Source organism: Hoeflea sp. TYP-13 (assembly GCF_040932035.1).
GTDB lineage: Bacteria > Pseudomonadota > Alphaproteobacteria > Rhizobiales > Rhizobiaceae > Hoeflea_A.
The window spans coordinates 980,023-1,003,011 of sequence record NZ_JBFRBB010000002.1 but is presented as its reverse complement, the minus strand read 5'-3'; the positions used below and the strand labels follow the sequence as shown (position 1 = coordinate 1,003,011).

At 58.6% G+C, this 22,989-nt stretch carries 23 protein-coding genes; 10 read left to right on the top strand and 13 right to left on the bottom strand.

What is annotated here, in order from left to right; genetic code table 11:
* Position 1: 1 nt before the first annotated feature.
* Positions 2-769, top strand: a complete 768-nt coding sequence (otnI, locus tag ABVT35_RS14915) for a 2-oxo-tetronate isomerase (RefSeq protein ID WP_368467380.1) — start codon at positions 2-4, stop codon at positions 767-769.
* Here the strand turns inward: otnI and ABVT35_RS14910 are convergent.
* On the bottom strand, positions 766-1,734 hold the full coding sequence (locus ABVT35_RS14910; RefSeq protein WP_368467379.1) for a helix-turn-helix domain-containing protein: 969 nt from the start codon (positions 1,732-1,734) through the stop codon (positions 766-768). The two genes, otnI and ABVT35_RS14910, sit on opposite strands and share 4 nt — an antisense overlap.
* 167 nt (positions 1,735-1,901) lie before the next feature.
* On the opposite strand from ABVT35_RS14910, the gene ABVT35_RS14905 reads away from it, so the two are divergent.
* The gene (locus ABVT35_RS14905) at positions 1,902-2,930 is read left to right on the top strand and encodes a carbon-nitrogen hydrolase family protein (protein WP_368467378.1); all 1,029 of its coding nucleotides are present in this window, start codon (positions 1,902-1,904) and stop codon (positions 2,928-2,930) included.
* Positions 2,917-3,963 (top strand): phenylacetaldoxime dehydratase family protein, encoded by a 1,047-nt coding sequence (locus ABVT35_RS14900; RefSeq protein ID WP_368467377.1) that lies wholly within the window; start codon positions 2,917-2,919, stop codon positions 3,961-3,963. The genes ABVT35_RS14905 and ABVT35_RS14900 overlap by 14 nt, the downstream gene beginning before the upstream one ends.
* Positions 3,964-4,023: 60 nt before the next feature.
* Here ABVT35_RS14900 and ABVT35_RS14895 read toward each other — a convergent pair whose 3' ends face one another.
* The 10 genes from ABVT35_RS14895 to ABVT35_RS14850 form a co-directional block, all read right to left on the bottom strand.
* A complete protein-coding gene (locus ABVT35_RS14895; RefSeq protein ID WP_368467376.1) occupies positions 4,024-4,497 on the bottom strand; it encodes a cytidine/deoxycytidylate deaminase family protein in 474 nt (157 codons plus the stop codon).
* Position 4,498: 1 nt separating this feature from the next.
* Positions 4,499-5,935 (bottom strand): aldehyde dehydrogenase family protein, encoded by a 1,437-nt coding sequence (locus tag ABVT35_RS14890; protein WP_368467375.1) that lies wholly within the window; start codon positions 5,933-5,935, stop codon positions 4,499-4,501.
* Between the two features lie 34 nt (positions 5,936-5,969).
* On the bottom strand, positions 5,970-6,848 hold the full coding sequence (locus ABVT35_RS14885; RefSeq protein WP_368467374.1) for a dihydrodipicolinate synthase family protein: 879 nt from the start codon (positions 6,846-6,848) through the stop codon (positions 5,970-5,972).
* A 1-nt stretch (position 6,849) separates the two neighbouring features.
* A complete protein-coding gene (locus ABVT35_RS14880) occupies positions 6,850-7,215 on the bottom strand; it encodes a ferredoxin family protein (protein ID WP_368467373.1) in 366 nt (121 codons plus the stop codon).
* A gap of 9 nt (positions 7,216-7,224) precedes the next feature.
* Positions 7,225-8,001, bottom strand: a complete 777-nt coding sequence (locus tag ABVT35_RS14875; RefSeq protein ID WP_368467372.1) for an enoyl-CoA hydratase-related protein — start codon at positions 7,999-8,001, stop codon at positions 7,225-7,227.
* Positions 7,998-9,173 (bottom strand): CaiB/BaiF CoA transferase family protein, encoded by a 1,176-nt coding sequence (locus ABVT35_RS14870; RefSeq protein WP_368467371.1) that lies wholly within the window; start codon positions 9,171-9,173, stop codon positions 7,998-8,000. The genes ABVT35_RS14875 and ABVT35_RS14870 overlap by 4 nt, the downstream gene beginning before the upstream one ends.
* Before the next feature lie 11 nt (positions 9,174-9,184).
* Positions 9,185-10,549: an FAD-dependent oxidoreductase gene (locus ABVT35_RS14865; RefSeq protein ID WP_368467370.1), complete on the bottom strand. Its 1,365-nt coding sequence runs from the start codon at positions 10,547-10,549 to the stop codon at positions 9,185-9,187.
* Between the two features lie 112 nt (positions 10,550-10,661).
* On the bottom strand, positions 10,662-11,504 hold the full coding sequence (locus ABVT35_RS14860; protein ID WP_368467369.1) for an ABC transporter permease: 843 nt from the start codon (positions 11,502-11,504) through the stop codon (positions 10,662-10,664).
* Positions 11,498-12,301 (bottom strand): ABC transporter ATP-binding protein, encoded by an 804-nt coding sequence (locus tag ABVT35_RS14855; protein WP_368467368.1) that lies wholly within the window; start codon positions 12,299-12,301, stop codon positions 11,498-11,500. Before ABVT35_RS14855 ends, ABVT35_RS14860 begins: the two co-directional genes overlap by 7 nt.
* A 5-nt stretch (positions 12,302-12,306) precedes the next feature.
* Positions 12,307-13,263, bottom strand: a complete 957-nt coding sequence (locus tag ABVT35_RS14850; protein ID WP_368467887.1) for an ABC transporter substrate-binding protein — start codon at positions 13,261-13,263, stop codon at positions 12,307-12,309.
* A gap of 253 nt (positions 13,264-13,516) precedes the next feature.
* Between ABVT35_RS14850 and ABVT35_RS14845 the strand changes: the two genes are divergently transcribed.
* From ABVT35_RS14845 to ABVT35_RS14815, 7 genes are all read left to right on the top strand, one after another.
* Positions 13,517-14,422 (top strand): LysR family transcriptional regulator, encoded by a 906-nt coding sequence (locus ABVT35_RS14845; protein ID WP_368467367.1) that lies wholly within the window; start codon positions 13,517-13,519, stop codon positions 14,420-14,422.
* Between the two features lie 182 nt (positions 14,423-14,604).
* A complete protein-coding gene (locus ABVT35_RS14840) occupies positions 14,605-15,819 on the top strand; it encodes an ROK family protein (RefSeq protein ID WP_368467366.1) in 1,215 nt (404 codons plus the stop codon).
* Positions 15,816-17,075 carry a M20 family metallopeptidase gene (locus ABVT35_RS14835; RefSeq protein WP_368467365.1) on the top strand — a complete coding sequence of 420 codons (1,260 nt, stop codon included), beginning with the start codon at positions 15,816-15,818 and terminating at the stop codon, positions 17,073-17,075. The genes ABVT35_RS14840 and ABVT35_RS14835 overlap by 4 nt, the downstream gene beginning before the upstream one ends.
* A gap of 33 nt (positions 17,076-17,108) precedes the next feature.
* The gene (locus tag ABVT35_RS14830; protein WP_368467364.1) at positions 17,109-18,167 is read left to right on the top strand and encodes a substrate-binding domain-containing protein; all 1,059 of its coding nucleotides are present in this window, start codon (positions 17,109-17,111) and stop codon (positions 18,165-18,167) included.
* Positions 18,168-18,240: 73 nt separating this feature from the next.
* The gene (locus ABVT35_RS14825; RefSeq protein WP_368467363.1) at positions 18,241-19,194 is read left to right on the top strand and encodes an ABC transporter permease; all 954 of its coding nucleotides are present in this window, start codon (positions 18,241-18,243) and stop codon (positions 19,192-19,194) included.
* 10 nt (positions 19,195-19,204) lie between these two features.
* Positions 19,205-20,410 (top strand): alanine racemase, encoded by a 1,206-nt coding sequence (locus tag ABVT35_RS14820; RefSeq protein ID WP_368467362.1) that lies wholly within the window; start codon positions 19,205-19,207, stop codon positions 20,408-20,410.
* 13 nt (positions 20,411-20,423) lie between these two features.
* Positions 20,424-21,170 carry an ATP-binding cassette domain-containing protein gene (locus ABVT35_RS14815; RefSeq protein ID WP_368467886.1) on the top strand — a complete coding sequence of 249 codons (747 nt, stop codon included), beginning with the start codon at positions 20,424-20,426 and terminating at the stop codon, positions 21,168-21,170.
* Here the strand turns inward: ABVT35_RS14815 and ABVT35_RS14810 are convergent.
* Positions 21,167-21,928 carry an ABC transporter permease gene (locus tag ABVT35_RS14810; protein WP_368467361.1) on the bottom strand — a complete coding sequence of 254 codons (762 nt, stop codon included), beginning with the start codon at positions 21,926-21,928 and terminating at the stop codon, positions 21,167-21,169. The two genes, ABVT35_RS14815 and ABVT35_RS14810, sit on opposite strands and share 4 nt — an antisense overlap.
* Positions 21,925-22,905 (bottom strand): ABC transporter ATP-binding protein, encoded by a 981-nt coding sequence (locus ABVT35_RS14805; RefSeq protein ID WP_368467360.1) that lies wholly within the window; start codon positions 22,903-22,905, stop codon positions 21,925-21,927. Before ABVT35_RS14805 ends, ABVT35_RS14810 begins: the two co-directional genes overlap by 4 nt.
* Between the last annotated feature and the right edge of the window lie 84 nt (positions 22,906-22,989).

Here is a 22,989-nt window from a genome sequence, read left to right as displayed (position 1 = left end):
TATGCCCCGATTTTCCGCCAACATTTCGATGATGTTTACCGAACATGACTTCCTTGACCGTTTCAGCGCTGCGCGGGATGCGGGTTTTGAGGCGGTGGAGTTCCTTTTTCCCTATGACCATTCAGCTGAGGAGATTGGTGACGCCATCAGGCGCAACGGGCTCGACGTCAGCGTCTTCAATCTGTCGCCGGGCGATTGGGATGCCGGCGACCGGGGACTTGCCTGCATAGCGGGGCGAGAGGCAGAATTTCGCGCGTCGATTGATAAAGCACTTCCCTATACTGCAGAAGCCGGTGCGAAACGGCTACACGTCATGGCCGGTATCCGCGGTGATGCAAGCCGTGAACGGGCGTTATCCTGTTTCATGGAGAACCTGCGCTACGCCTCGGGCAAATTCGGTGAAGCGGGTCTCGATGCGCTGATCGAGCCAATCAATTCGCGGGACATGCCCGGTTACTTGCTGTCTTCTACCGATCTGGCAGCAGACATTTTGAAGGAGATCAACCTGCCGAATGTCGGACTGCAGTTTGACATCTATCATCACCAGATCACCCATGGTGATGTGGTGCGCAGTCTGGAGAAATATATGCCGCTCATCAGGCATATACAGATTGCCGGCGTGCCGCATCGAAGGGAGCCCGACGAGGGCGAGTTGAATTATGCTCATGTCTTCGAGCAGCTTGACGCCTTGGGTTATGAGGGCTGGGTCGGATGCGAATACAGGCCGAAGGCTGGAACAGTCGAAGGGCTTGGCTGGATGCGGCGCTAGTGCGGCAGGTGTGCCCCGCTGGCCTGCAGCATGCGGTATTCGGTTGGCGAAACACCGAAATGGGCTCGAAACAGTTTTGAAAAATGCTGGAAATTGTTGAAGCCCCATTTCATGGCAATTTCACTGATGGACTGACCGGTAAAACGCGGATCTGAAAAATCCTGTGCGGTGCGGTCGAGCCGGGCCTTGCGAATAAAGCCCGCGACAGAGGAGCCTTCCTTGGCGAAAAGTTCGTTCAGGCGTCTGACCGACATGCCGACCGCGACCGCAACTGCGTTCCTGTCGAGATGCGGGTCGGCGAGATTGGCGTGAATGAAGGTCCGTGCGCGAAGCATGATATGCTGCTCCGGCAGGGACATCTCGACACCGCCGTCATCGAGTGAGGCAAGACCGGTGGCAATCAGATCGATGAGAACATCCTGAACCAGGCTTTGAACACGATCGCCGCCGTCTGAGATGAGGCGCGAGAAGCTGACGATGTTGTCACTGACTAGCCGGCCGATATCGCTGGCACCGCGGATGCGTTTCCCGGTCAGAAGATCGGCATTTGGCAGCCTTTCCAGAAGACGGGTTTTGGGGAGTTGCACCACCATCTGATGGAAGTCATCTGTCAGCGTCAGCTGGTACGGGTCGGTGCTGCTGTAGAGGGCCAGATCACCCGGTTCCAGCCGTGCGATGTTGCCGTGCTGCGCGACGAAAGACACCTCGTTCATCTGCAGGCTGAGCAGGAAATACTCATCCGTCGACCGTGCTATATCGCGTTTTCGCCGGTGAACTTCGTGCGCAGTTCCATAAACATTCGAGATCGATAAATTGGGGTAGTGCTCAACGTCGATCCCGCCGTGAAAATGCTCTAGGTCGCCGCCCTCGCAGCCCAGTTGAACATAGGCTTCGCACACCGCCTCGCGCCAGTACGCGAAGCGATTTTGCCTTGCAACATCGCTCGTATCGTAGAGTCTCGACAACGCCCGTTCTCCTCCCGGTCAAGCGTCCGGATGCTCCTTTTGGGGGCGATTATAGACGGATTTCCGCTCAAAATGACAAGTTTTTCCGCCCAAGCGCCAAAGCGGACGGGCTGCCGGACGTGGATACTTGATGGCAGTTGCAAAAGGATAAAGAGGGAGGAGTACCCATGTCGCAACCGTTCAAAGTGGCAGCCGTGCAGGCTGCGCCGGCTTTTCTTGATCTCGACAAATCCGTCGAAAAGGCGATTGCGCTGATCGATGAAGCGGGCTCGAAAGGCGTCAAGCTGATCGCGTTCCCGGAGACCTGGATTCCGGGCTATCCCTGGTGGATATGGCTTGGCGCGCCAGCCTGGGGCATGCAGTTTGTCGGGCAATATTTCGACAACGCCATTGAGGCCGACAGTCCGCAGGACGAGGCGCTTCGCGAGGCTGCTCGCCGCAATGCCATGCACGTTATCGTCGGAGTCTCCGAGCGGGCAGGCGGCAGCCTCTATATGGGGCAATGGCATTATGGCCCCGGTGGGGAGATTGTCGCGCGCCGCCGCAAGCTGAAGCCGACCCATGTCGAGCGCACCGTGTTCGGTGAGGGGGACGGCAGCGATATCAGTGTTCATCAGACCGATATCGGCCGTGTCGGCTCGCTGTGCTGCTGGGAGCATCTGCAGCCGCTCACCAAATATGCCATGTATTCACAGAACGAGCAGATACACATCGCGTCATGGCCGAGCTTCAGCCTCTATAAGGGAGCGGCCTATGCTCTCGGCGCCGAGCTCAACACGTCGGCAAGCCAGATGTATGCCGCTGAAGGGCAATGTTTCGTCATCGCATCCTGCGCCACCGTTTCCGAAGAAATGTGCGAACTGCTTTGCGACACGCCGGACAAGCAGCAGTTCCTGCAACCGGGCGGCGGTTTCGCCCGTATCTTCGCGCCAGACGGGTCTCCGGTTGGCGAGCCGCTTGGCGAGCACGAGGAAGGCCTGCTGATTGCTGAAATCGATCTTGGAGCGATCGCCTTTGCCAAGGCTGCCGCCGATCCGATCGGCCATTATTCGCGGCCCGATGTGTTGCGCCTGATGTTCAACAAGCGCGCCAATCCGGCCGTTATGCCGTTTGACGAGGGTGTCAAACTGGCGAACGAGGCGGATGAAGTGGCAGGGGCGGCAGATGCCGAGGAGGTTTCCGATGCAGCCGAATAACTCCCGGGAAGGCCGTGAGACCCGGCAGTATCCGTTGAGGATGCCGCCGGGCTGGAACCCGCCGGTTCCGGCCTGGGTCTCGGTATTCGACAGGAATGTCCGGTCCGTTTCAATGTGCGTCATCGGCTGCCAGCATCAACCGGACAGCGATGTTTCAGGTTTCCTGCGTGACCTGAAAACTGTCGGGGCAGGGGCTGACATTGCAGATTTCGCAACATGTACCGATCGCGACGGACTGCATCAGTCCGTTGGCATTCTGTACTGGTGCGACCCGATAGAGGCGGCGCGCTGGCTGGACTGTGATGCATATGAGGCATTCTGGGAAAAGCATACATCACCTGCGGTTGGTTATGGCGTATTCCGGGAGATGATGAATATTCCCCTGGAACGCTCCGAAACCCTGTTTTCAGGTCCTGAGCACAATCATGGTATGAGCCAGGCCCGCACATCTATTGAGGGGCCTGTCGACAGGCACATGTACTGGGGCGGCATGCGCGATCGCATCCCGTATTCGGCAAACGATGCTCTTGATGCAGGCGGCCCGCTGCGTATCGTCGAAAGCGGCGAAAACCGGGTTGTTGTCGAGGCGCATGAGAATTTGTGCGTCATCCGCTCCGGGCAGGACTGGAGCCATACGACAGGAGTTCAGCGCGAAGAGTATCTCGAACAGATCGAGCCGGTCTTAAGGGCCGGAATGGATTTTCTTCGCGACAAGGGCGAAGAAGTCGACTGTTATACCTGCCGCTACATGCGCCAGCTGGACGGGGCGTTCGCGCCGGACGAACGCAGCTTTGGTCTTGCCTATTTCCGGACGATGAAGGATCTGGAGGACTGGGCTGAACACCACCCGACCCATCTAGCGATCTTCAACCGGTTTCTGGAAATCGCGCCGAAATACGGACCGGGCCTGCAGCTTCGGCTTTGGCACGAAGTGTCCGTGCTGCCAGCAGGAAATCAACTTGCAGAATATGTAAATTGCCGGCCCGGTACCGGATTGCTCGCTGGCGTGACCATGCAGATGAACACAGCCTGAGACGCCTCTCCGGTCATTCAGCAGACAGTCCCGTGAAACGGCGCACGGGGCTGTTGCCTTTCATCTGCCATTTTGCTCCGGGTGCGTCACCAGCTCTATTCCGGCTTCACCGAGCAATATCTCCGAAACATCGAAACTGTGATCCAGCGCGCCGTCATGGGCAGGCTTTTCGGGGCAGATCACCCGTTTGATGCCGCTTTGAATGATCGCACGGGCGCAGTCTGAACAAGGAAACCGGTTTATGTAGATCGTGCAGCCGTCAAGCGCCGTTCCCATGCGGGCCGCATTGTAGATGGCGTTGCGCTCGGCGTGCTCGAACCAGAAGAACTTCTCGCCCGATTTTCGGTCGAAACGGCTGTCGTCATCGGATTTCACGCCGCGCGGCAGGCCGTTATAGCCGGTGGAGCGGATTTCCAGACCGGGGCCGACGATGACTGCGCCAACGGAGAAATCGCGGTCCTCGGTCCAGGACGCGATGTGATCGGCGAGTTCGAGGAACCGCCGATCCCACTTTTCCTTTTTGGCGTCCGACATATCAGCCTGCGTAGACGTAGGACGTCTTGACGGTCGTATAGAACTCGACCGCATAGCGGCCCTGTTCGCGTGCGCCGAAGGACGAGCCTTTGCGCCCGCCGAACGGCACGTGGTAGTCGACGCCGGCCGTCGGCAGGTTGACCATGACCATGCCGGCGGCGGCCTGGCGCTTGAATTCGCGGGCGTGTTTCAGGCTTTGCGTGCAGATGCCGGCCGAAAGGCCGAAATCGGTGTCATTCGCCACTGCAACGGCTTCATCGAAATCCGCCACTTTGAGGACCGACCCGCAGGGACCGAAGATTTCCTCTCGGTTGATGCGCATATCGTTGCTGGTGCCGAGGAACAGGGCAGGAGCCTGATAAAAGCCGTTGGCATCGAGTTCCAGCCGTTCCCCGCCGATGACTTCGGCGGCTTCCGTGCGGGCGAGATCGACATATTCGAGATTCGAGTTGAGCTGCTTGGCATCGACGACCGGGCCGATCTGCGTCGCCGAGTCCAGCGCATTGCCGACTTTCAGCGCCTGCATGGCTTTCGTCATTTCGTCGACAAAGGCATCGTGGATACCGGCTTCGACGATCAGCCGCGAAGAGGCGGTGCAGCGCTGGCCGGTGGAAAAGAACGTACCGTTGACACAAGCCGGAACAGCGACAGAGAGATCCGCGTCGTTAAGCACCACCATCGGGTTCTTGCCGCCCATTTCAAGCTGCACCTTCTTGCGCAGCCTGCCGCAGGTCTCGGCGATATGATGACCGGTTGCTACCGATCCGGTGAAGGAAATGGCGTTGATGTCCGGGTGTGTCACCAGGGCTTCGCCGACGACGGAACCGCGCCCCATGACGAGATTGAAAACACCCGGCGGGCAGCCGCATTCATGCAGTATTTCGGCAATGACATGGGCGCAGCCTGGGGTGAGGTCGGCCGGCTTGATGATCACGCAGTTTCCGTAGGCGAGTGCCGGTGCGATCTTCCAGGCCGGAATGGCGATCGGGAAGTTCCACGGCGTGATCAGCCCGACGATGCCGACCGGTTCGCGTGTGACTTCGACATCGATGCCGGGACGAACGGAGGACTGCAGGTCGCCAACCTGACGCAGGGCTTCACCAGCGAAGAACTTGAAGACCTGCGATGCGCGCATGGTTTCGCCGATGCCTTCGGCCAGCGTCTTGCCTTCTTCGCGCGAGAGCAGCCGGCCGATCTCGTCCTTTCGTGCAGCAATGGTGTTGCCGACGGCGTCGAGCAGGTCATGACGGGCCTGTGGGGTGGCGTCCCTCCAAGCGGGAAACGCCCCATTGGCGGCTTCAACGGCGGCTTCGACGCTCGATGCATCACCATAGGAATAGGAGCCGATTACATCCGAAATATCCGACGGATTGATGTTGTCCTGGTAGTTACCGAAACTGACCCATTCGGCGCCGATCAGGTTGTCGTGCTTAGTCATTTTGACCCTCTATTTTGAAATCCGATGAAGACTGTCACACCGTCGCAAGGTTCTCAATTGCCTGCGACAGAACAGTGTGTTGCGTATCGTCAAGTTCGCAAAACGGCGGCAGAACACGCTGCCAATCGGGATTTCCCGTACGTTGCGAAACCAGAAATTTGACGGATGGGATGAGCGGTTGCGCCGATATGGCGTTTCGGATCGCCGATATGGTAGCGACCAGCTTGGGTTCGGGATTGTCGCGTCCTGACCATAGTTCTGCACAGAGCGATGCCGTTTCGTTGACGGTCGCCGAAATGCAGCCGGCAAAACCGCTTTGTGCGGCTTCTCCAAGGGCGACTTCAGAACTCGGGAATACTTCCAGCTTCGGCATAAGCGACGTCAGCTCGCGGCAATAGGGCAGGTCTCCTGAAGAATCCTTGATGCCGCAAAAACGTTCCGGCCATCTTTTGTGCAGCTCCTCGATCACTGCAATGGGGATCGTCAGCCCGGTCATTTGCGGGAAATTGTAGAAATAGATCGAAATCGGCCGGGCACCGAGCGCCTTGTGCAGCCGCGTGTACCAGTCGATCAGCCCGTCATTGGAAACGGGTTTGTAGTAGTAGGGCGGCAGGACCAGCGCGACGCGATAGCCGAGATCATCGGCAAAGGCTGTCAGATCGATCGTTTCGCCGAGCGACGGCGTTCCGGTGCCAACCATCAGACGCGCGCGGTCGATATCGCTTGCGGCCCAGGCCATGACGGATTTCCTTGAATGCGCCTGAAACGAGTTCGCTTCGCCGGTCGATCCAAGGATGTTAAGGCCGTCGCAGCCATTTTCCAGAGCCCAGCGGCAGTGCGACAAGAACAGGTCTCGTATAGGCTCGCCGCCTTGTGTGACGGGTGTCGGAACCGCGGATACTACGCCATACATTTCAGCTTGCGTCCTTGTTCTGGTGATATGCCGGGGCCAGTTTGTTGGGCGGAGCAGCGGCCACCAGCGGGTGGTCTTTGTCTGCCGGATCGGTTGAGTCCCAACCGCCCGGATTTCCAAGTCCGTTCACCGGGTCATCGAAAAACTCCCGATTGATACGCACAAACACTTCCTCTTCAGCCGTAACCTCGTCATCGTAGCGGATGGCATCGACAGGACAAATGCTTTCGCACAGACCGCACTCGATGCACTCGATCGGGTGAATGTAGAACATGCGCGCACCTTCGTAGATGCAGTCTACCGGACACACGGTGGTGCAATCGCCGTCCTTGATGTCGATACACTCGCTTTTGATGATCAAGGCCATGATACCAGCCTAGCGGCCTTTCCACTGCGGCGGGCGCTTTTCACGAAATGCCGCCACGCCCTCCTCGCTGTCTTCGCTGTTTAGCGCGTCAATCAACTCCGGCAGCCTCTGGGCGTAGGCCTCATGCGGTGCAAGATGGGAGGTTTTTTTGATGGTCGCCTTGATGGCGGCAATGGAGAGCGGTGCGCAGGCAATGATATCGGCAACCCAGCGGTCGACCTCTTCGTCCAGCTCTTCGGCAGGCACAACCGCGTTCAGCAGCCCATAGGAAGCGGCCTCGCTTGCCGGCATCAGACGGCCCGTCATCATCAAGCCGGTTGCGATCTTTTGCGGGATCATCCGCTGCAGCATGATCATGCCGCCATCGAGTGGCACACGGCCGACCTTTGCCTCAGGCAGTCCGAAACGGGCGGTGTCCGCGGCAATGACGATATCGCAGCCAAGGACCATCTCGAGGCCGCCACCGAGGGCAAGACCGTTGACGCGTGCGACCACCGGAACCTTCAGGCTTTGGCGCATGGCTATGCCGCCGAAGCAGTTGGGGCTGCGGGAAGCCCAGTAATCAAGGCCCGATTTACCTGCGTCCGATTTCAGATCGGCGCCCGCGCAAAAAGCGCGATCACCGCTGCCGGTGAGCACCACACAACGGATGGTGTTGTCGGCCTCGATTTCTGTCCAGATCCGCTCCAGCTCTGCCTCGGTTGCTGCATCGACCGCGTTCATGCGGTCGGGCCGGTCAATCGTGACCCGGGCGACGCCATCCGTGCAGTGGAAATCGACGCTCATATCGCTACCTTGTCTTCTTTCGCAGCGGCCAGTCCCAATTCCTCCAGGACTTCGTCGGTATGCTCACCCAGCTTCGGCGGTGCGTGGCGCACCTTGAGCGGGGCATCTCCGAGATGAACCGGCGAGCCCACCAGCGTCATCTGTCCCAGGACAGGATGGTCAATATCGACCAGCATGTCGTTCATCGCCGTCTGGGGATCATCAAGGGCATCGCCCAACGGGCGGACGGGCGCGCACAGAAGATCTTGTTCTTCAAGGCGCCCAAGCCAGTGTTCTGTTGTGTTTGTGGCGAAGTTCTTGCGGAACAGCTCCTGCAGGAACGGCTTGTTCTTGCGCTGTGAGGCAAGGTCCGGATATTGCGGAGAGACATCGTCGATGTCGAGCGCGTTGCAGATGTCGCGTAGCGGATTGGCCTTGAAAGCGCCGACCAGAACCAGTGCGCCGTCGGTGGTGTCGAACACGCCGGTGAGCGGCATGGCGGCCCAGTTGAGCACCTCGCGGTGTTTGCTCCATTGTGCCGCTTCCTGCATCTGCATGGCGATCATGGAATCATAGAGCGATACGCCGACCTTCTGGCCGACACCGGTCTTTTCGCGCATGAGCAGCGCTGCAAGAACACCCTGAACAAGATGCATTCCGGCGGTGTAATCACACAGCGTCGTCGGATAGATCGAGCGCGGGATAGACGGATCCGAGGTTTTTTCCATGACGCCGCTCATTGCCTGCGCCAAAACGTCCTGCCCGCCCTTGTGGGCGTAGGGACCCTTTTCGCCAAAGCCCGTACCGGACGCGCAGATAATGCGCGGATTGACCTTTTTCAGATCCTCATAGCCGAAGCCGAGCCGGTCCATGACGCCGGCGCGGAAGTTGTCGACGACGACGTCGCAAACCTTCACGAGATCGTAGATGGTCTGTTTTCCGGCATCCGACTTGGTGTCGACCTCGACCGAGCGCTTGTTGCGGTTGAGCGAGGAAAACACCGCATTGTTCATGGCGGCTTCCGAGGTTTCGCCAAAGAAATTGCGTGACAGGTCACCAGCGCCAGGGCGCTCGACCTTGATGACGTCGGCGCCAAAGTCGGCGAGCATCTGCGTTGCACACGGGCCAAGCATCACCTGGGTGAAATCCAGGATCCGCACACCGTCGAGGGGCATTGTGTTCGGCTCAGTCATTCTCATTATCCTCACACGGTAACCGGGTCTTCAACGAGCGCATTGGCCGACGGGATGTCGCCGGGATCGGCGCCTTGCGCGCGCATCTGCTTCTGAATCAGCTTCGCATCGACGTCGCGAAGCGCCTTGTTGCCGCTCAGCGCCAGAGAGACGGCAACGCCCGCGGCTTCGCCTTGCGACATGCAGGGCGGAATTTCGCGGGAGAGCTTCTGGGCGTCGCTGTCGACTGAATAATGCCGGCCGGCGACAATCAGATTGTCGATCCCTTTTGGAAGCAGTGCCCGGTAGGGCGTGTAGTAGTCGCGACCGCGGCATACGCTGTCAGCAAAGTGCCGGCGGCTGGCGACGTCTTTCTTGGTGACCACATATTCGCCCTGCAGCAGGCGGGTCTGGCGAATGCCGAGCTGTTCGGCAGCGCCCAGCATTTTCGCATTTTCGAATCCAGGAATGTTTTCGCGGGCAAAATGCAACAGCTTCATCATCCGCTCTCGGCCCTCGATTTCAGCGCCCAGCATATCTTCAGGGGACAGGCCGTCATAGCCCGGCATATGTGGGCAGTTGCACCAGACGACGCCCGGCAGAGGCGTCTTCAGCCACCACATGCCCCAGGCTCCGCCAATGCGCCTGCGCGCTTCGCGGTCGAGCTTCTTGTAGGCTTCCGGTTCGCTGTATTCGAAGGCTTCCGCCTTGTCGGTGTCGACGTCCATCAGCCGGAATACGGTGGTGACGATGTACTGGCCGTTGATGAAGGATGCGCCCGAAGAGGCAGCGACATCGAGATCACCGGAAGCGTCGATCACCATACCGGCCTTGATCGCCTGACGCCCGAGTTTCGTCTGGACGATGACGCCCGTTACACGTCCATCTTCGACCATTGCCTCGGAGAACCAGCTGTGGAGGCGAAGATTGACGCCGGCTTCCCGGACCAGATCAAGACTGACGCGTTTCCAGCAATCCGGATCGAAAGCGACAGCGTGGATGATCGGCTGGGGCACGCCCGTCTTGTGAAAGTCGATGCAGCCCCAGCGCGACCATTTCTGCCACATCTCCCAGTTGGTCAGGCAGTCTTCCCGCGGCGGGTAGACCGCGCCGTCCTGTTTTTCCATGCGGTCGACGAATTCGTTGACGATGCCGGTGGTGACGATCTCGTTACCCTCGTTGACCATGTCATCGAGGACGAGAACCATGCCTCCGGACGCCATGCCGCCGAGGTGGTGGTAGCGCTCGACGAGTGTGACCGAGCAGCCGTTGCGCGCTGCCGACACGGCCGCAGTCAGACCCGCCGGTCCGGCGCCGATGACGACGACGTCCGAATTGGCAACAACCGGTATCTGCTGACTTGATGACAGGACGTGTTCTTTTGTCTGTTCAGCCATTTTATCTTGCTCCTTGGGGCGCAACAGACCTGCCGGATGGTATGCCGGTTGCGGTTAAACTCTAATGTTTCAGCGGCTTAAGGGCGTGCGATGAATTTGGTTCAAGCGTTCCCTATGTGTGCCAACGAACGATCATGCGTTCTGCTATCGACACGCTCGCGAACAACACGACGGACAGGCCGGATGACATGAACACGGTTGCGTAAAGCAGCGCCGAGCGGAAATTGAACGTAGAGTCGATAATCAGGGCGCCAAGTCCGACATCCGCGCCGACCCATTCTCCGACAATCGCACCGATCACGCAGGTCGTTGCTGCGATCTTGAGAGCCGAAAACAGGAACGGCAGTGAGGAGGGCAGGCGGATCTTCCAGAAAATCTCCGATTTCGACGCCGACAGGATCCGAGCCAGTTCGAGCGCTTGCGGGCTGACCGACTGCAGGCCGCGCACCATGTTGACAAGCGTCGGGAAGAAACAGATCAGCGCCGCGATCACAACCTTTGCCGTAAGGCCCGCGCCGAAGATCAGCACCAGGATCGGCGCAATCGCCAGGATCGGGATGGTGTTTATGAAAACGGCGATCGGGAAGAACGCCTTTTCGACAGTCTTCGAGTGCACAAAGGCAACTGCAATCAGCACCGCGGCAAGGTTTCCGGTAATGAAACCGAGCACGGCTTCAAACAGGGTCGGCCAGAAATTCGTCAACAGCAGTGGAAACTGCTTGATGAATGCCCCTGCGACATCACTGGGAGCGGGCGCGATATAGGTCGGCACGCCGAAGAGGCGAACGCCCAGTTGCCAGGCAAGCAGCAGGCAGATCAGTGTTCCGATGGGTATGGCAATGGATTCGATCTTGCGCCGCCGTTCGAATTTGCGTTCTTCGATGAGCGCCAGTTCTGACGGGTCGTCCTTTTCCAGGTCGCCCGGATTGGCTTTGTCCACCATGGTCATCAGCACGCCTCCAGAAGTTCGCGCAGATAGGCTGCGTGGCGGGTAAATTCGGGTGTGTCCCGCAGCTTGATTTCGCGTGGATAGGGCAGGTCGATCTCAACCACTTCCTTCAATCTTCCGGGATGAGCCTGCAGCATCAGTACCTTCTGGCCGAGGAACACGGCTTCCGGAATGGAATGAGTGACGAACAGGATTGTCACACCGGTTTCCTGCCAGATCTTGAGCAGTTGCAAATTGAGATGGTCGCGTGTCATTTCGTCGAGCGCACCGAACGGCTCGTCCATGAGAAGGAGTTTCGGCTTGCAGACCAGAGCACGGGCGATGGCCACCCGCTGCCGCATGCCACCGGACAATTCGTGGGGCAGTGCATCTTCGCGTCCGGACAGACCGACGAGGTCGAGCAATTCAGACGGGCTCTTGTCGCTTGTCGGGATTTTCACCCCGCGCTTGCGGCCGATTTCCAAGGGTAGCTGGACATTTTGCAGTGCCGTGCGCCAGGGCAACAGCGTTGCGTCCTGGAAGACGAAGGCAAATTCGCGCGCAAGCCGCGCTTCTTCGGTCGATTTGCCGAATATGTTGACTTCTCCTGAGGCGGCGGGGATCAGGTCCGACACAAGCCGCAGCATGGTCGACTTCCCGCAGCCGGAGGGTCCTAGAATGGTGTAAAAAGCGCCGTCCTCGACATCGAGGCTGAGATTCTCGATCGCGGTAAATGCACCGAAACGGACATAGGCGTTCTTCAGGGATGCGGCAACCGGAGATGATCCGGTTGCCGCTTCGAGGATGGTGTTGCCATCGGACATTGGTTTTATCCGTATTTGGGCCGGTCAGCGGCTGTGGCTTCCAGAACCGAAAGGGTCATCATGTCGTCGACCTTCGGCGGCTCGCCTTCGAATTGGCCAAGTGCGGCATAGGCGTCGATCTGGGCCTGCCAGTTCTCGCGGTTCATCGCGCCCCAGCCGTTCTTGGCTGTGTTGGCGTTGAACGAATACCCATCGACGAGCGGAACGGCTTTCAGTTCGCTAGCCAGATCGAGGTTCGGATAACGCTCGACCAGGAACTCGCATGCCTGCTCCTGATTGTTATGAACCCAGCCCCAACCCTTGGCGCTGACACGGATCATGGCGTCGACCTTGTCACGGTGTTCGGCGAGCGTCTGGTCGGTCACATAGTATGGATTGGCGTAGAGCTGGATGCCGGCATCCCAAAGGCTCAGATCGACACGCTGGTCGCCAAGAACCGAAAGAGCGTTGACGTTTGTTGTCCAGCCGGTGACCACATCGGCCTGGCCGGTCATCAGCACGGACATATCGCTGCCGCTGACGATGACTTCCAGGTCGTCTTCGTTGATGTCGTTTGCGGCCAGAAGCGCACGCAGCAGAATGCGGGCCGTGCCGTTGGTCGCGACCTTCTTGCCAACCAGATCCTTTGGCTCGTTGACCGGATTCGACTTCAACGAAAAATAGGTGAAGGGGTGCTGCTGGTAGCCGGCAGCAATGCACTTGATCGGAATGCCTGCGGCCCGCGCCAGCATCAGCGACGGACTGGAGGAAATCGAGCCGAGATTGGCGCGGCCGGAGGCGACGGAGGCGACACCGTCAATATTCGGACCACCCGGAACGATTTCCAGGCTGAGGCCTTCTTCCTTGTAATAGCCGAGCTTGTCGGCGGCGACTTCACCCAATATTCCGTTCGAGGCGAGCCAGCCAAGCTGCATCGTTACCTTGAACTCATCGGCCGCGGCGGCCTTGTCTATGTGCACCATCGTTCCGGTGAATGCCGCGCCGGCGGCAACGCCCATTCCTTTAAGGAGCGTGCGTCTCTGGATGTTGTGATTGGCCTTGAATGACATTGATTCCTCCCAATTGTGGGCGCTTTCAGCGAAGTGTCGTCCCCGCGTCCGGCGGGAAGCTGCGCTTTAAGCCCATCTTGACTTTAATCGAGAATTGGGTGAGGCAAGAAGAAGCGAAATTAGCCAACAGTGGTGCAAAAACTGCACTGCCTAGTCGGAGGCCGTTATGCATACCGTGTTTCTGCGTTACCTGGACGAGGTTGCGCGCCAGGGATCGATCCGCAAGGCGGCGAACCTGCTCAACGTTTCGTCCACCTCCGTGAACCGCAAGATAATCAATATCGAGGAAACTCTGGGCATCAGGCTTTTTGACCGCTCGCCCGAAGGGGTGGAGATAACGCCTGCCGGCAAAATCGTGCTCGAGCATTGCCGCAAGACGCTTTACGACTTCGACCGGATCAAGACTATCATTGACGATATCAGGGATCTGAGAACCGGGCATCTGAAGATCAAGACACTGGATTCCGTCACATTCGGCGTGCTGCCGCATGTGCTGGAGGAATATGGCGACAAATATCCCGGTATTTCGCTGTCAGTCACCACCGATCAGCCCGATGAAATCGTCAGTTCGGTGATTTCGGGCGACATTGATATCGGCATCAGCTTCACCAATGATATTCACCCTGACGTGCGTGTCTTTTCCGAAAAGGCAACGCCATTCGGCCTGATCATGCGGCCTGACCATCCTCTGGCTGAAAGGGACAGCGTCACCGTCGACGATGTGGAAGGCTACCCGCTTGTCAGAACAATCGACGCGAGGGCAGGGCACTCGCTTCTCGATCAGGAAATGGCATCGCTTTCGGTGCATCTTTCGACGCATATCTTCACGAATGCACTGGTCATTGCAAAACAGGCGATCCTGTCCAATCAGGTCGTCGGCATCTACACCAAGATGGGTTTCATGCGCGAGATCGAACGCGGTGAGCTCAAATTCGTCAAGCTGGCCCACAAGGCGCTGAGTGAATACAAGGTCGGTCTTGTCGTTTCGGCGGCGACGGCCATCGATCCGATCAAGCACCTGTTTCTGGGTGTCGTTGAGCGGCAGTTCAAGAAACTGAACTTTGATAAATGAATATAACACACTGAAAATAATGTATAAATCTTAACTACACGGAAGTTCTTTCGCCTGGTTTTAGGCATGATCTTTGCTGGTAAATCCACAAGACCCAACCCAGTCACGCGTTGAATTATTTGACTCACGAACGAAGGAAGCGTAATTAGTTCGGTAAGGGAACGAACTAAAAGGAAGTCACATTGAGCGACGCTTCGCGCATTTCACGGCAACTCTCGCTTTGCGCGGTCATGGAGACGATCGTGCATTTCGGCCCGATTTCACGGGCAAGCGTTGCGAAACAGACCGGCCTTTCGAAACAGACCATTTCCGAAATCGCCCGCCTTCTGGAAAACGGCGGCTGGATCCGTGAAACCGGCCGCACCAGCGGCCATGTCGGGCGTACGGCCGTAACCTACGAGATTGTGCCGGATGCCGCCTGTATTGCCGCTGTCGATCTCGGCGGCACCAAGGTGCGTGCCGCGATTGCCGACCTTTCCTGCAATGTCCTGGCCGAACTTGTCGAGCTCACCGACAGGCGCGGCGGAGTTCATGTCGTGCGCCAGATAACCCGTATGTGCAGGGAGGTGGCGCAACACAACAGTATCGACTTTGAGAAGGTCCGGCTCGCGGTTGTCGGTGTTCCCGGTGTTCCAGATCCGAAGACCGGGCGTGTGCTGATGGCACCGAATATCGCAGATATCGATACGCTCGATGTGGCTGCGATGCTGAAGCAGGAGCTTGGCCGCGATGTCTTTGTTGAAAACGACGTCAACCTTGCGGTGCTCGGCGAACACTGGATCGGGACCGGCGCGGGTGTTGACGACCTCGCTTACATTGCGCTGGGAACCGGTATTGGCGCGGGCATAATGGTGGGTGGTGATCTGGTTCGCGGCAGCGCGCATGCGGCAGGTGAACTCGGCTTCCTGCCGTTTGGCGCCGATCCGTTCGAGCCGGAATCGCAGCGCATCGGTGCGCTTGAACGGGTCACGGCCACCAATGGCATTAAAGCGCGCTACAGCCAGCTCTCGGGCAATGAATGCGATGTGCCCGGTATATTCGATGCGGCGTCGGCAGGCGATGAAGCTGCGCTGAAGGTCATTGATGAGACGGCACGTTTTGTCGCGCGCGCGGTGGCTGCCATTTGCGCGGTAACAGGTCCCGGCAAGATTGTTCTCGGCGGCTCCATCGGCAGTCGTGAAGAGCTCGTCCACCGCGTGCGCGATCTTGCCACGCAATGCTTCCCGCGGAAGATCGATATCGGTGTATCGGCGCTTGGCACGCAGGCGGCTATTGCCGGTGCTGCAGCGGTCGGTCTCAGCCATTTGCATGCAACCCTTTTTTCCGGCGGCGTTCCGGGCGCGGAAATTGCCCTGCCTCCGCCTGATGTTGTCAAATTCAGCGGAGCCATCGCATGACGTTCTCCGCGCCATTATCGGATCAACTCAGGAAACACGTCAGCCGTGACGATGTCCTTGCGCTATTGAAAGGCGCGGTGGCGCGGCAGAGCATTACCGGAAACGAAGTGAATTTCGTCGATTACCTGCAAGGCCAGATGGCCGGTTTGCGGCTTGACCCGGTGCGTGCGGACTTTTTGCCCGGCCGGCCGAATATCTGGGGCGAGCGCAAGGGCGCGGGCAATGGCAACCGGCTGTTGTTCATCGGCCATACCGATACCGTCCATGTCCGTGGCTGGGAGGAACACTGGGCCGGGACGGAACGGCAAGACCCGTTTGGCGGCGCCGTCATCGACGGTGAAATCTGGGGACGCGGCACCGGCGACCTGAAAGCCGGTATCTGCAGCGCGCTTGCCGCACTTCAACTCATTGACAATGCAGGCCTGAAGTTGAAGGGCGATGTTGCGTTTGCATTTGTCGGTGATGAGGAAAGCGGCGAACCCGGAACGGGCGTCAGCGCCGGAATCAAGGATTTCACAGGCCGCGTCCTGGCCGGTGAAATCGAAAAGTCGGATTTTGCAATCTACGTGGAGCCGACCCGGCTTGCTGTCTTTCCCGCCCAGATGGGGTTCTTCATTGCAGAGGTGAAGATCACCGGAAAATCGGCCTATTTCGGTGTGCCTGAGCAGGGCGTGGATGCGCTCAAGGCTTCGCATTCGGTGCTCTCGGCCATCTGGGCGCATTCGGCGGCTATTGCTGCGCGCGCCGAGCACGATCTTGTCGGGCGGGCATTTGCCCTCGTTACCGAAATCAATGGCGGCGGCTATATCGCCGTTCCGGGTGAATGCAGACTATCGTTGATCCGCAAGCTTCTTCCGCAGGAGAACCTGGATGATGCGGTGGCGGAACTCGAAGCTGCGATTCACGGCGCCGGCGTCGAAGACGGCATCACGATCGAAATTGCCTATCCGGCCGGACGTGACCATGAATTTGGCGGTTCGCCTGCCGAAGTCGCCGCCGATTTGCAGCCGATCACAAATCTGACAGAGGCGCTCGAACACGCCATGCCGGGCCGCGGGCAGATCGAGGGCGCGCCATACTGGTCCGAAGCGCCTTTCCTGATCCACCAAATCGGATGTCCGGCTGTCTATTGCGCGCCGGGGGATATCACCAACTGCCATACGCTCGAAGAGCGCGTGGATATTGAAGAATACGTGGCGGGGATTGTCGCTTTCGCCACGTTTATTGCCAGCTATTGCGGTGTCGTTGAGGAATGACGCACCGCTGCTTCAGCAAGGGAGGAACCTGCTATGAAAATAACAAACCTGATTGCGACAGCATCGATCGCAGCGCTGCTGTTTGGCGGTATGGCCGCCGCTCAGACCGTCGGTCCGCAAGGGGAAACGGCTACGCCGTCATCATCCGTAAAGGTAGGTGACGACAAGGTCGCGGCCCTCAAGGACGGAAACTATCGTGCAGCCCTCTTGTGGCACGATCAATCAGACTTCGTGAATGCCGTTACGGCCGGTGCAACGGACGAGTTCAACCGTCTCGGTATTGAAGTCGTGGCAACAACGAGTGCCGGTTTCGATGCAGCCAAACAGCGCAGTGATATCGAGACGGCTCTTGCCAAGAAGCCGAACATCATCCTTTCCCTGCCGCTCGATCCGGTAACCTCGGCGGCGGCATTCAAGGAAGCCAAGGCGGAAGGCGTGAAGCTCGTCTTCCTGTCGAACCTGCCTCAGGATTATCAGCATCCGGCGGACTATGCGGCGATTGTCACCGATGACCTCTTCCAGATGGGAAAACAGGCTGCCGATGCACTGGCCGAAGGCATGGGCGGCAAGGGAACCGTTGGCTGGATATTCCACGACGCCAACTATTACGTGACCAACCAGCGCGACAATGCCTTCAAAACGACCATCGAAAAAGACTATCCGGACATCGAGATTGTCGCCGAGCAGGGCATCAGCGATCCGGCGCGAGCAGAGGATATCGCCAACGCGATGCTGCTGAAAAACCCGGATATCGGCGGCATTTATGTCACTTGGGCAGGCCCGGCCGAGGGTGTTCTTGCGGCACTGCGTGCCAATGGAAACAAGACCACCAAGATCGTCACGCTCGATCTTTCCGAGCCGATTGCGCTTGATATGGTCAAAGGTGGTAACGTGACGGCCATCGTTGCCGATGAAGCCTATGAGCTCGGTCGGGCCATGGCCGCGGCCGGCGCGCGGGCGCTGGTGGGTGAAGAAACGCCGCCCTTCGTGGTTGCGCCGGCGGTTACGGTGAAATCCGGCAATGTCGGAGAGGGCTGGCAGCAGTCGCTGCACCGAGACGCGCCAGACAGCGTCATGAAGGCAGGCAAGTAACCATCTATCTTACCCGGCCGGTGTCAAAACCGGCCGGATGCCAAAGCAATCATTTGCCGGGGAGCCAGTGGCCATGGATTGGCTGAAGTCCGCAAGACAGAAATTCGATCTGCAGCAATATGTTGTTTATCTAGGATTTCTGGCCATATTCCTGTTCTTCGCGGTCACGCTCAGCGATGACGGCTTTCTGACCACCCGTAACCTTTCGAATATCGTCTTGCAGACGGCGCCGGCGACGATCATGGCGATTGGGTTCGTGTTTGTTCTGTCCGCCGGTGAAATCGACCTTTCCTTCGGTTCTATCGTTGCAGTTTCAGCACTATCGGGCGCTGTGGTCATGCAGGATTATCCGATGGTGGCCGGTATTGCAGCGGGGCTGGGAGCCGGGCTTGTTATCGGCTGGTTCAATGGCGTCATGGTCGCCTATCTCCGGCTGCCGTCCTTTCTGGTGACGCTCGCGACACTCGGGCTGTTTGCCGGGCTGGCGCGTTCGATGACTGACCTGCGCTCCATTCCGGTGGTCAATGACGCTTTTACCGGTTTTTTCGGCTCCGGCTCGCTGTTCGGCATTCCATCGTTGATCCTGTGGACCGTCGGCGCGGTTATCGTCGGCCACATCGTTTATCGCGAAAGCCGCTTCGGCGCGCATGTTATTGCCACCGGCGACAATGCGAGCGCGGCGCAGGTGTCCGGCATCAAAGTGCCGCGCATCCGGCTCGCTGTGATGATGATCAGCGGCGGCTGCGCGGGATTGGCCGGGCTGCTTTATGCGGGCAGGCTGCAGGCCGCACGCTATACGCTGGGCGAGAGCGATCTGATGACGGTGATCGCCGCGGTGATCGTTGGCGGTACGGCGCTCAACGGCGGCAAGGGCTCGATCATCGGCGCACTGGTTGGATCGCTGTTGATGGGCATGCTCAACAACGGGCTCATCCTCATGGGCCTTTCGGTTTCTGATCAGATGATCGTGCGCGGCCTGATCATATTGATCGCGGTCGCGATTTCGCTGCGCGACACCAGCCGCTAGGGAGGTTTTGATGTTTCTGGACGTATTGAGGCGGCGAAACCCGCAATTCATCGAAGCCGCAATCGCCCTTCACCAGCAAGGCCGCATTCCGACCAACGCCTATGTACTGGATCTTGATGCGGTCGAGGAAAATGCCCGTCTGTTCGGGGCCGAGGCGGACAGGCGTGGCCTGAAGGTCTTTGCCATGACCAAGCAGGTCGGCCGCAACAGCGGCTTTTGCAAGGCAATCATGCGCGGCGGCATCGACCGGGCGGTGGCCGTCGATATGGCCTGCGCGGTTTCTTGCGCACGGGCAGGCATGACGGTTGGTCATCTCGGCCACCTCGTTCAGGTGCCGCGCTTTGAGGCCGCCTCGGCTGCCCGGAATATCAATCCGGACTACTGGACAGTGTTCAGCAAAACCAAGGCACTGGAAGCGGCGCAGGCCTCTGAACAGGCGGGGCAGCGGCAGGATCTCATGGCCCGCATTCAGACTGAGGGCGATATCTTCTATCGCGGGCACGAGGGCGGATTTCCGGCAGACGATATTGTTGCTATCGCCGATATGATGGATAGCCTCGCAGGTGGCCGTTTTGCCGGCATCACAACTTTTCCTGCACTGCTTTTCGACAACGAGACGGGTAAGGTCGCACCGACGCCGAACCTCGCGACGCTTTCGAAGGCGGCGGAAAAACTCGCCGCCGCCGGGCGCTCCGGTATCGAGATCAACGCGCCGGGCACAACATCATCCGTGGTTTTGGATGCGCTGGCGGAAGCGGGAGCAACGCAGTGTGAGCCCGGGAACGGATTGCATGGCACGACGCCGCTGCATGCGCTTGAAGACCTGCCGGAGCGTCCGGCCGTACTTTACTTGAGCGAGGTATCGCACCTCCACGGCGGGAAGGCCTATTGTTTCGGCGGTGGTCTCTATATCGATCCCGTGTTTCCCGATTACAACGTGAAGGCCATTGTCGCTGCGGAGCCAACGGCCGCGTCGTCGGCGCTGGCAAGTGTCGAAATTCCGCCGCCATCGGCGATCGATTATTACGGCATGATCGACACATCCGGCCCGGTCAAACCGGAGGCGGGCGACACGGTTGTTTTCGGTTTCCGCGGCCAGGCCTTTGTCACGCGGGCATTCACGGTCGGAATTGCAGGTGTATCGACCGGGGAGCCGAAGGTCGTCTCCATCGAGAATATCTTCGGGGTCCGCGAGAACTGGCCGGAAATGGAGTAATGGCGTGAGCGACATGCAAACCAACGCTCCGGCAGCGGTGCTTGAGCTGAAGAACATCCACAAAGCGTTTGGTGGCGTTGTTGCCGTCGAGGATTTTTCACTCGATCTTCATGCCGGTGAAATCGTCGCGCTTGTCGGCGACAACGGCGCCGGAAAGTCGACACTGGTCAAGATGATTTCAGGCGTTCATACGCCATCGTCCGGCACCATCAGCCTCGATGGCGAGGCGGTCGCCTTTGCCGATGCAAGCGTTGCGCGGGCGCATGGGATTGAAGTCGTCTATCAGGACCTGGCGCTGGCGGACCAGCAGCCGGTCTACATGAACATGTTTCTTGGCCGAGAAACGGTGCGGGGGCCGCTGAACCTTCTCGACCGAAAGACGATGATGCGGGAGACGCAGACACTGGTCGATGAATTGGATGTGCGCATACCATCAGCCAAGGCTATTATCCGCGACCTTTCCGGCGGCCAGCGGCAGGGCGTCGCGATCGCCCGGGCGACGCACTGGGCCAGGAAGCTGATCCTGCTCGACGAGCCGACCGCCGCCCTTGGCGTTGCGGAGACGGCACGCGTCGAAGAGATCGTAAAGACGCTGCGCGAGCGAAACATCGCCATTTTGATCATCAGCCACAGCCTCGATCAGGTGTTCCGGCTTTCGGACCGGATATGCGTCCTGAGGCGCGGTGTTCAGATCGGTGTGCGCGAAACAGCAAAGACCGACAAGAACGAGATCGTGTCGATGATCACGGGCGTGGGCTAGTTACGGATTCTGTATCCGGTCTTAAAGATCCACATTATCGTGCCGAGACAGATCGCCAGGAACAGGGTGACCATGGCAAGGCTGAGGCTGACGCTGACATCACCTTCGCTGAAGAAGCTCCAGCGGAACCCCGAAATCAGATAAACGACCGGGTTGAACAGCGTCACTTTCTGCCAGATCGGCGGCAGCATGGATATCGAATAGAAGCTGCCTCCCAGAAACACCAGCGGCGTGATCACCAGCAGGGGCACCAGCTGCAGCTGCTCGAAATTCTTTGCCCAGATGCCGATGATGAAACCGAACAGGGCAAAGGACAGGCAGGTGAGAACCAGGAAACCGAGCATCCAGACCGGGTGGTCGATCCTGAGCGGCACGAACAGATGGGCCGTTGCCAGAATAATCAGGCCGATCAGGAAGGATTTGGTGGCCGCGGCACCGACATATCCGGTCACGATCTCGAGGCTTGAGATGGGCGCCGACAATATTTCCTGGATGGTGCCGATGAAGCGCGGGAAGTAGATGCCGAAGGAGGCGTTCGACACACTCTGGGTCAGTACCGTCAGCATGATCAGGCCGGGCACGATGAAAGTGCCGTAACTGACGCCCTCAACCTCCGCAAAACGTGAACCGATGGCTGCGCCGAAGACGACGAAATAGAGCGACGTCGACAAAACGGGCGAGACGACACTTTGCAAAAGAGTGCGGAATGTACGCGACATTTCAAAGACATATATCGCTTTTACGGCATGGAAATTCATGTCTGGGCCTTGATCAGGTCAACAAATATTTCTTCTAGGGAACTCTGGTGGGTCTGCACGTCACACAGCACCAGACCGGCGGATTTCAGATCGCTGAAGAGGGACGTAATTCCCGTACGGCCGCCTGACGGATCATAGGTGTAGATCAGCGCGTTGCCGCTGTTGTCGATCTCAAGCTCGTAATGCGACAGACCGTCCGGGATGCTTGTCAATTCGTCCTGCAGCTCGATCCTGATCTGTTTCGTGCCCATGCGCTGCATCAGCGTGGTCTTGTCTTCAACCAGCAGCAATCTGCCCTTGTCGATAACACCGACGCGGTCCGCAATCGCTTCGGCTTCTTCGATGTAGTGGGTCGTCAGGATGATGGTGACGCCATCTGCCTGCAGTGCGCGGACGATTTCCCACATGTCTTTGCGCAGCTCGACGTCGACGCCGGCCGTCGGCTCGTCCAGAAACAGGACGCGCGGCTCGTGTGAAAGCGCCTTGGCGATCAGCACACGGCGTTTCATACCACCGGAAAGGGTGACAATCTGGTCGTTTCGCTTGTCCCAGAGAGACAGGCGGCGCAGAACCTTTTCGATATATGCGGCATCTTTCGGTTTGCCGAACAGGCCGCGCGAAAAATTCACCGTATTGCTCACCGTTTCAAACGGCTCCAGGTTGATCTCCTGTGGCACGAGGCCGATCAGGCTACGGCTTTGGCGATAATCCCTGCTGACGTCATAGCCATCGACCGTCACCGTTCCGCCGCTTGATTTAACGATGCCGCAGATAATGGAAATCAGCGTGGTCTTTCCGGCGCCGTTCGGCCCGAGCAGCGCGAGGATTTCGCCTTTTTCAATGTCGAGTGAAACCGCTTCGAGGGCCCGGAAACCGCCGGTGTAGGTCTTCGAGACTTCCGTGATCGAACAAATTGTTTCTCCGCCGGCCTGCTGCTGTGCCTGTGCAGCGTCCTTTTGGAGTTGGATGGTGTTCATTTGCAATGACGCCCCGATTTCGAGTCCGGTCGAACTCTATTTCATATTGCTTCGTTTTCAACCTCGGTCGACAGCGCGGCAGAG

Excerpts from the sequence above, each read along its gene's own strand:
- ABVT35_RS14815 (WP_368467886.1), top strand. The coding sequence starts at position 20,424 with ATGCAAACCAACGCTCCGGCAGCGGTGCTTGAGCTGAAGAACATCCAC.
- ABVT35_RS14890 (WP_368467375.1), bottom strand. The coding sequence starts at position 5,935 with ATGACTAAGCACGACAACCTGATCGGCGCCGAATGGGTCAGTTTCGGT.
- ABVT35_RS14885 (WP_368467374.1), bottom strand. The coding sequence starts at position 6,848 with ATGTATGGCGTAGTATCCGCGGTTCCGACACCCGTCACACAAGGCGGC.
- ABVT35_RS14855 (WP_368467368.1), bottom strand. The coding sequence starts at position 12,301 with ATGTCCGATGGCAACACCATCCTCGAAGCGGCAACCGGATCATCTCCG.
- ABVT35_RS14850 (WP_368467887.1), bottom strand. The coding sequence starts at position 13,263 with ATGGTGCACATAGACAAGGCCGCCGCGGCCGATGAGTTCAAGGTAACG.
- ABVT35_RS14845 (WP_368467367.1), top strand. The coding sequence starts at position 13,517 with ATGCATACCGTGTTTCTGCGTTACCTGGACGAGGTTGCGCGCCAGGGA.
- ABVT35_RS14895 (WP_368467376.1), bottom strand. The coding sequence starts at position 4,497 with ATGTCGGACGCCAAAAAGGAAAAGTGGGATCGGCGGTTCCTCGAACTC.
- ABVT35_RS14825 (WP_368467363.1), top strand. The coding sequence starts at position 18,241 with ATGGATTGGCTGAAGTCCGCAAGACAGAAATTCGATCTGCAGCAATAT.
- ABVT35_RS14835 (WP_368467365.1), top strand. The coding sequence starts at position 15,816 with ATGACGTTCTCCGCGCCATTATCGGATCAACTCAGGAAACACGTCAGC.
- ABVT35_RS14865 (WP_368467370.1), bottom strand. The coding sequence starts at position 10,549 with ATGGCTGAACAGACAAAAGAACACGTCCTGTCATCAAGTCAGCAGATA.
- ABVT35_RS14810 (WP_368467361.1), bottom strand. The coding sequence starts at position 21,928 with ATGAATTTCCATGCCGTAAAAGCGATATATGTCTTTGAAATGTCGCGT.
- otnI (WP_368467380.1), top strand. The coding sequence starts at position 2 with ATGCCCCGATTTTCCGCCAACATTTCGATGATGTTTACCGAACATGAC.
- ABVT35_RS14805 (WP_368467360.1), bottom strand. The coding sequence starts at position 22,905 with ATGAACACCATCCAACTCCAAAAGGACGCTGCACAGGCACAGCAGCAG.
- ABVT35_RS14820 (WP_368467362.1), top strand. The coding sequence starts at position 19,205 with ATGTTTCTGGACGTATTGAGGCGGCGAAACCCGCAATTCATCGAAGCC.
- ABVT35_RS14875 (WP_368467372.1), bottom strand. The coding sequence starts at position 8,001 with ATGAGCGTCGATTTCCACTGCACGGATGGCGTCGCCCGGGTCACGATT.
- ABVT35_RS14880 (WP_368467373.1), bottom strand. The coding sequence starts at position 7,215 with ATGGCCTTGATCATCAAAAGCGAGTGTATCGACATCAAGGACGGCGAT.
- ABVT35_RS14900 (WP_368467377.1), top strand. The coding sequence starts at position 2,917 with ATGCAGCCGAATAACTCCCGGGAAGGCCGTGAGACCCGGCAGTATCCG.
- ABVT35_RS14830 (WP_368467364.1), top strand. The coding sequence starts at position 17,109 with ATGAAAATAACAAACCTGATTGCGACAGCATCGATCGCAGCGCTGCTG.
- ABVT35_RS14870 (WP_368467371.1), bottom strand. The coding sequence starts at position 9,173 with ATGACTGAGCCGAACACAATGCCCCTCGACGGTGTGCGGATCCTGGAT.
- ABVT35_RS14905 (WP_368467378.1), top strand. The coding sequence starts at position 1,902 with ATGTCGCAACCGTTCAAAGTGGCAGCCGTGCAGGCTGCGCCGGCTTTT.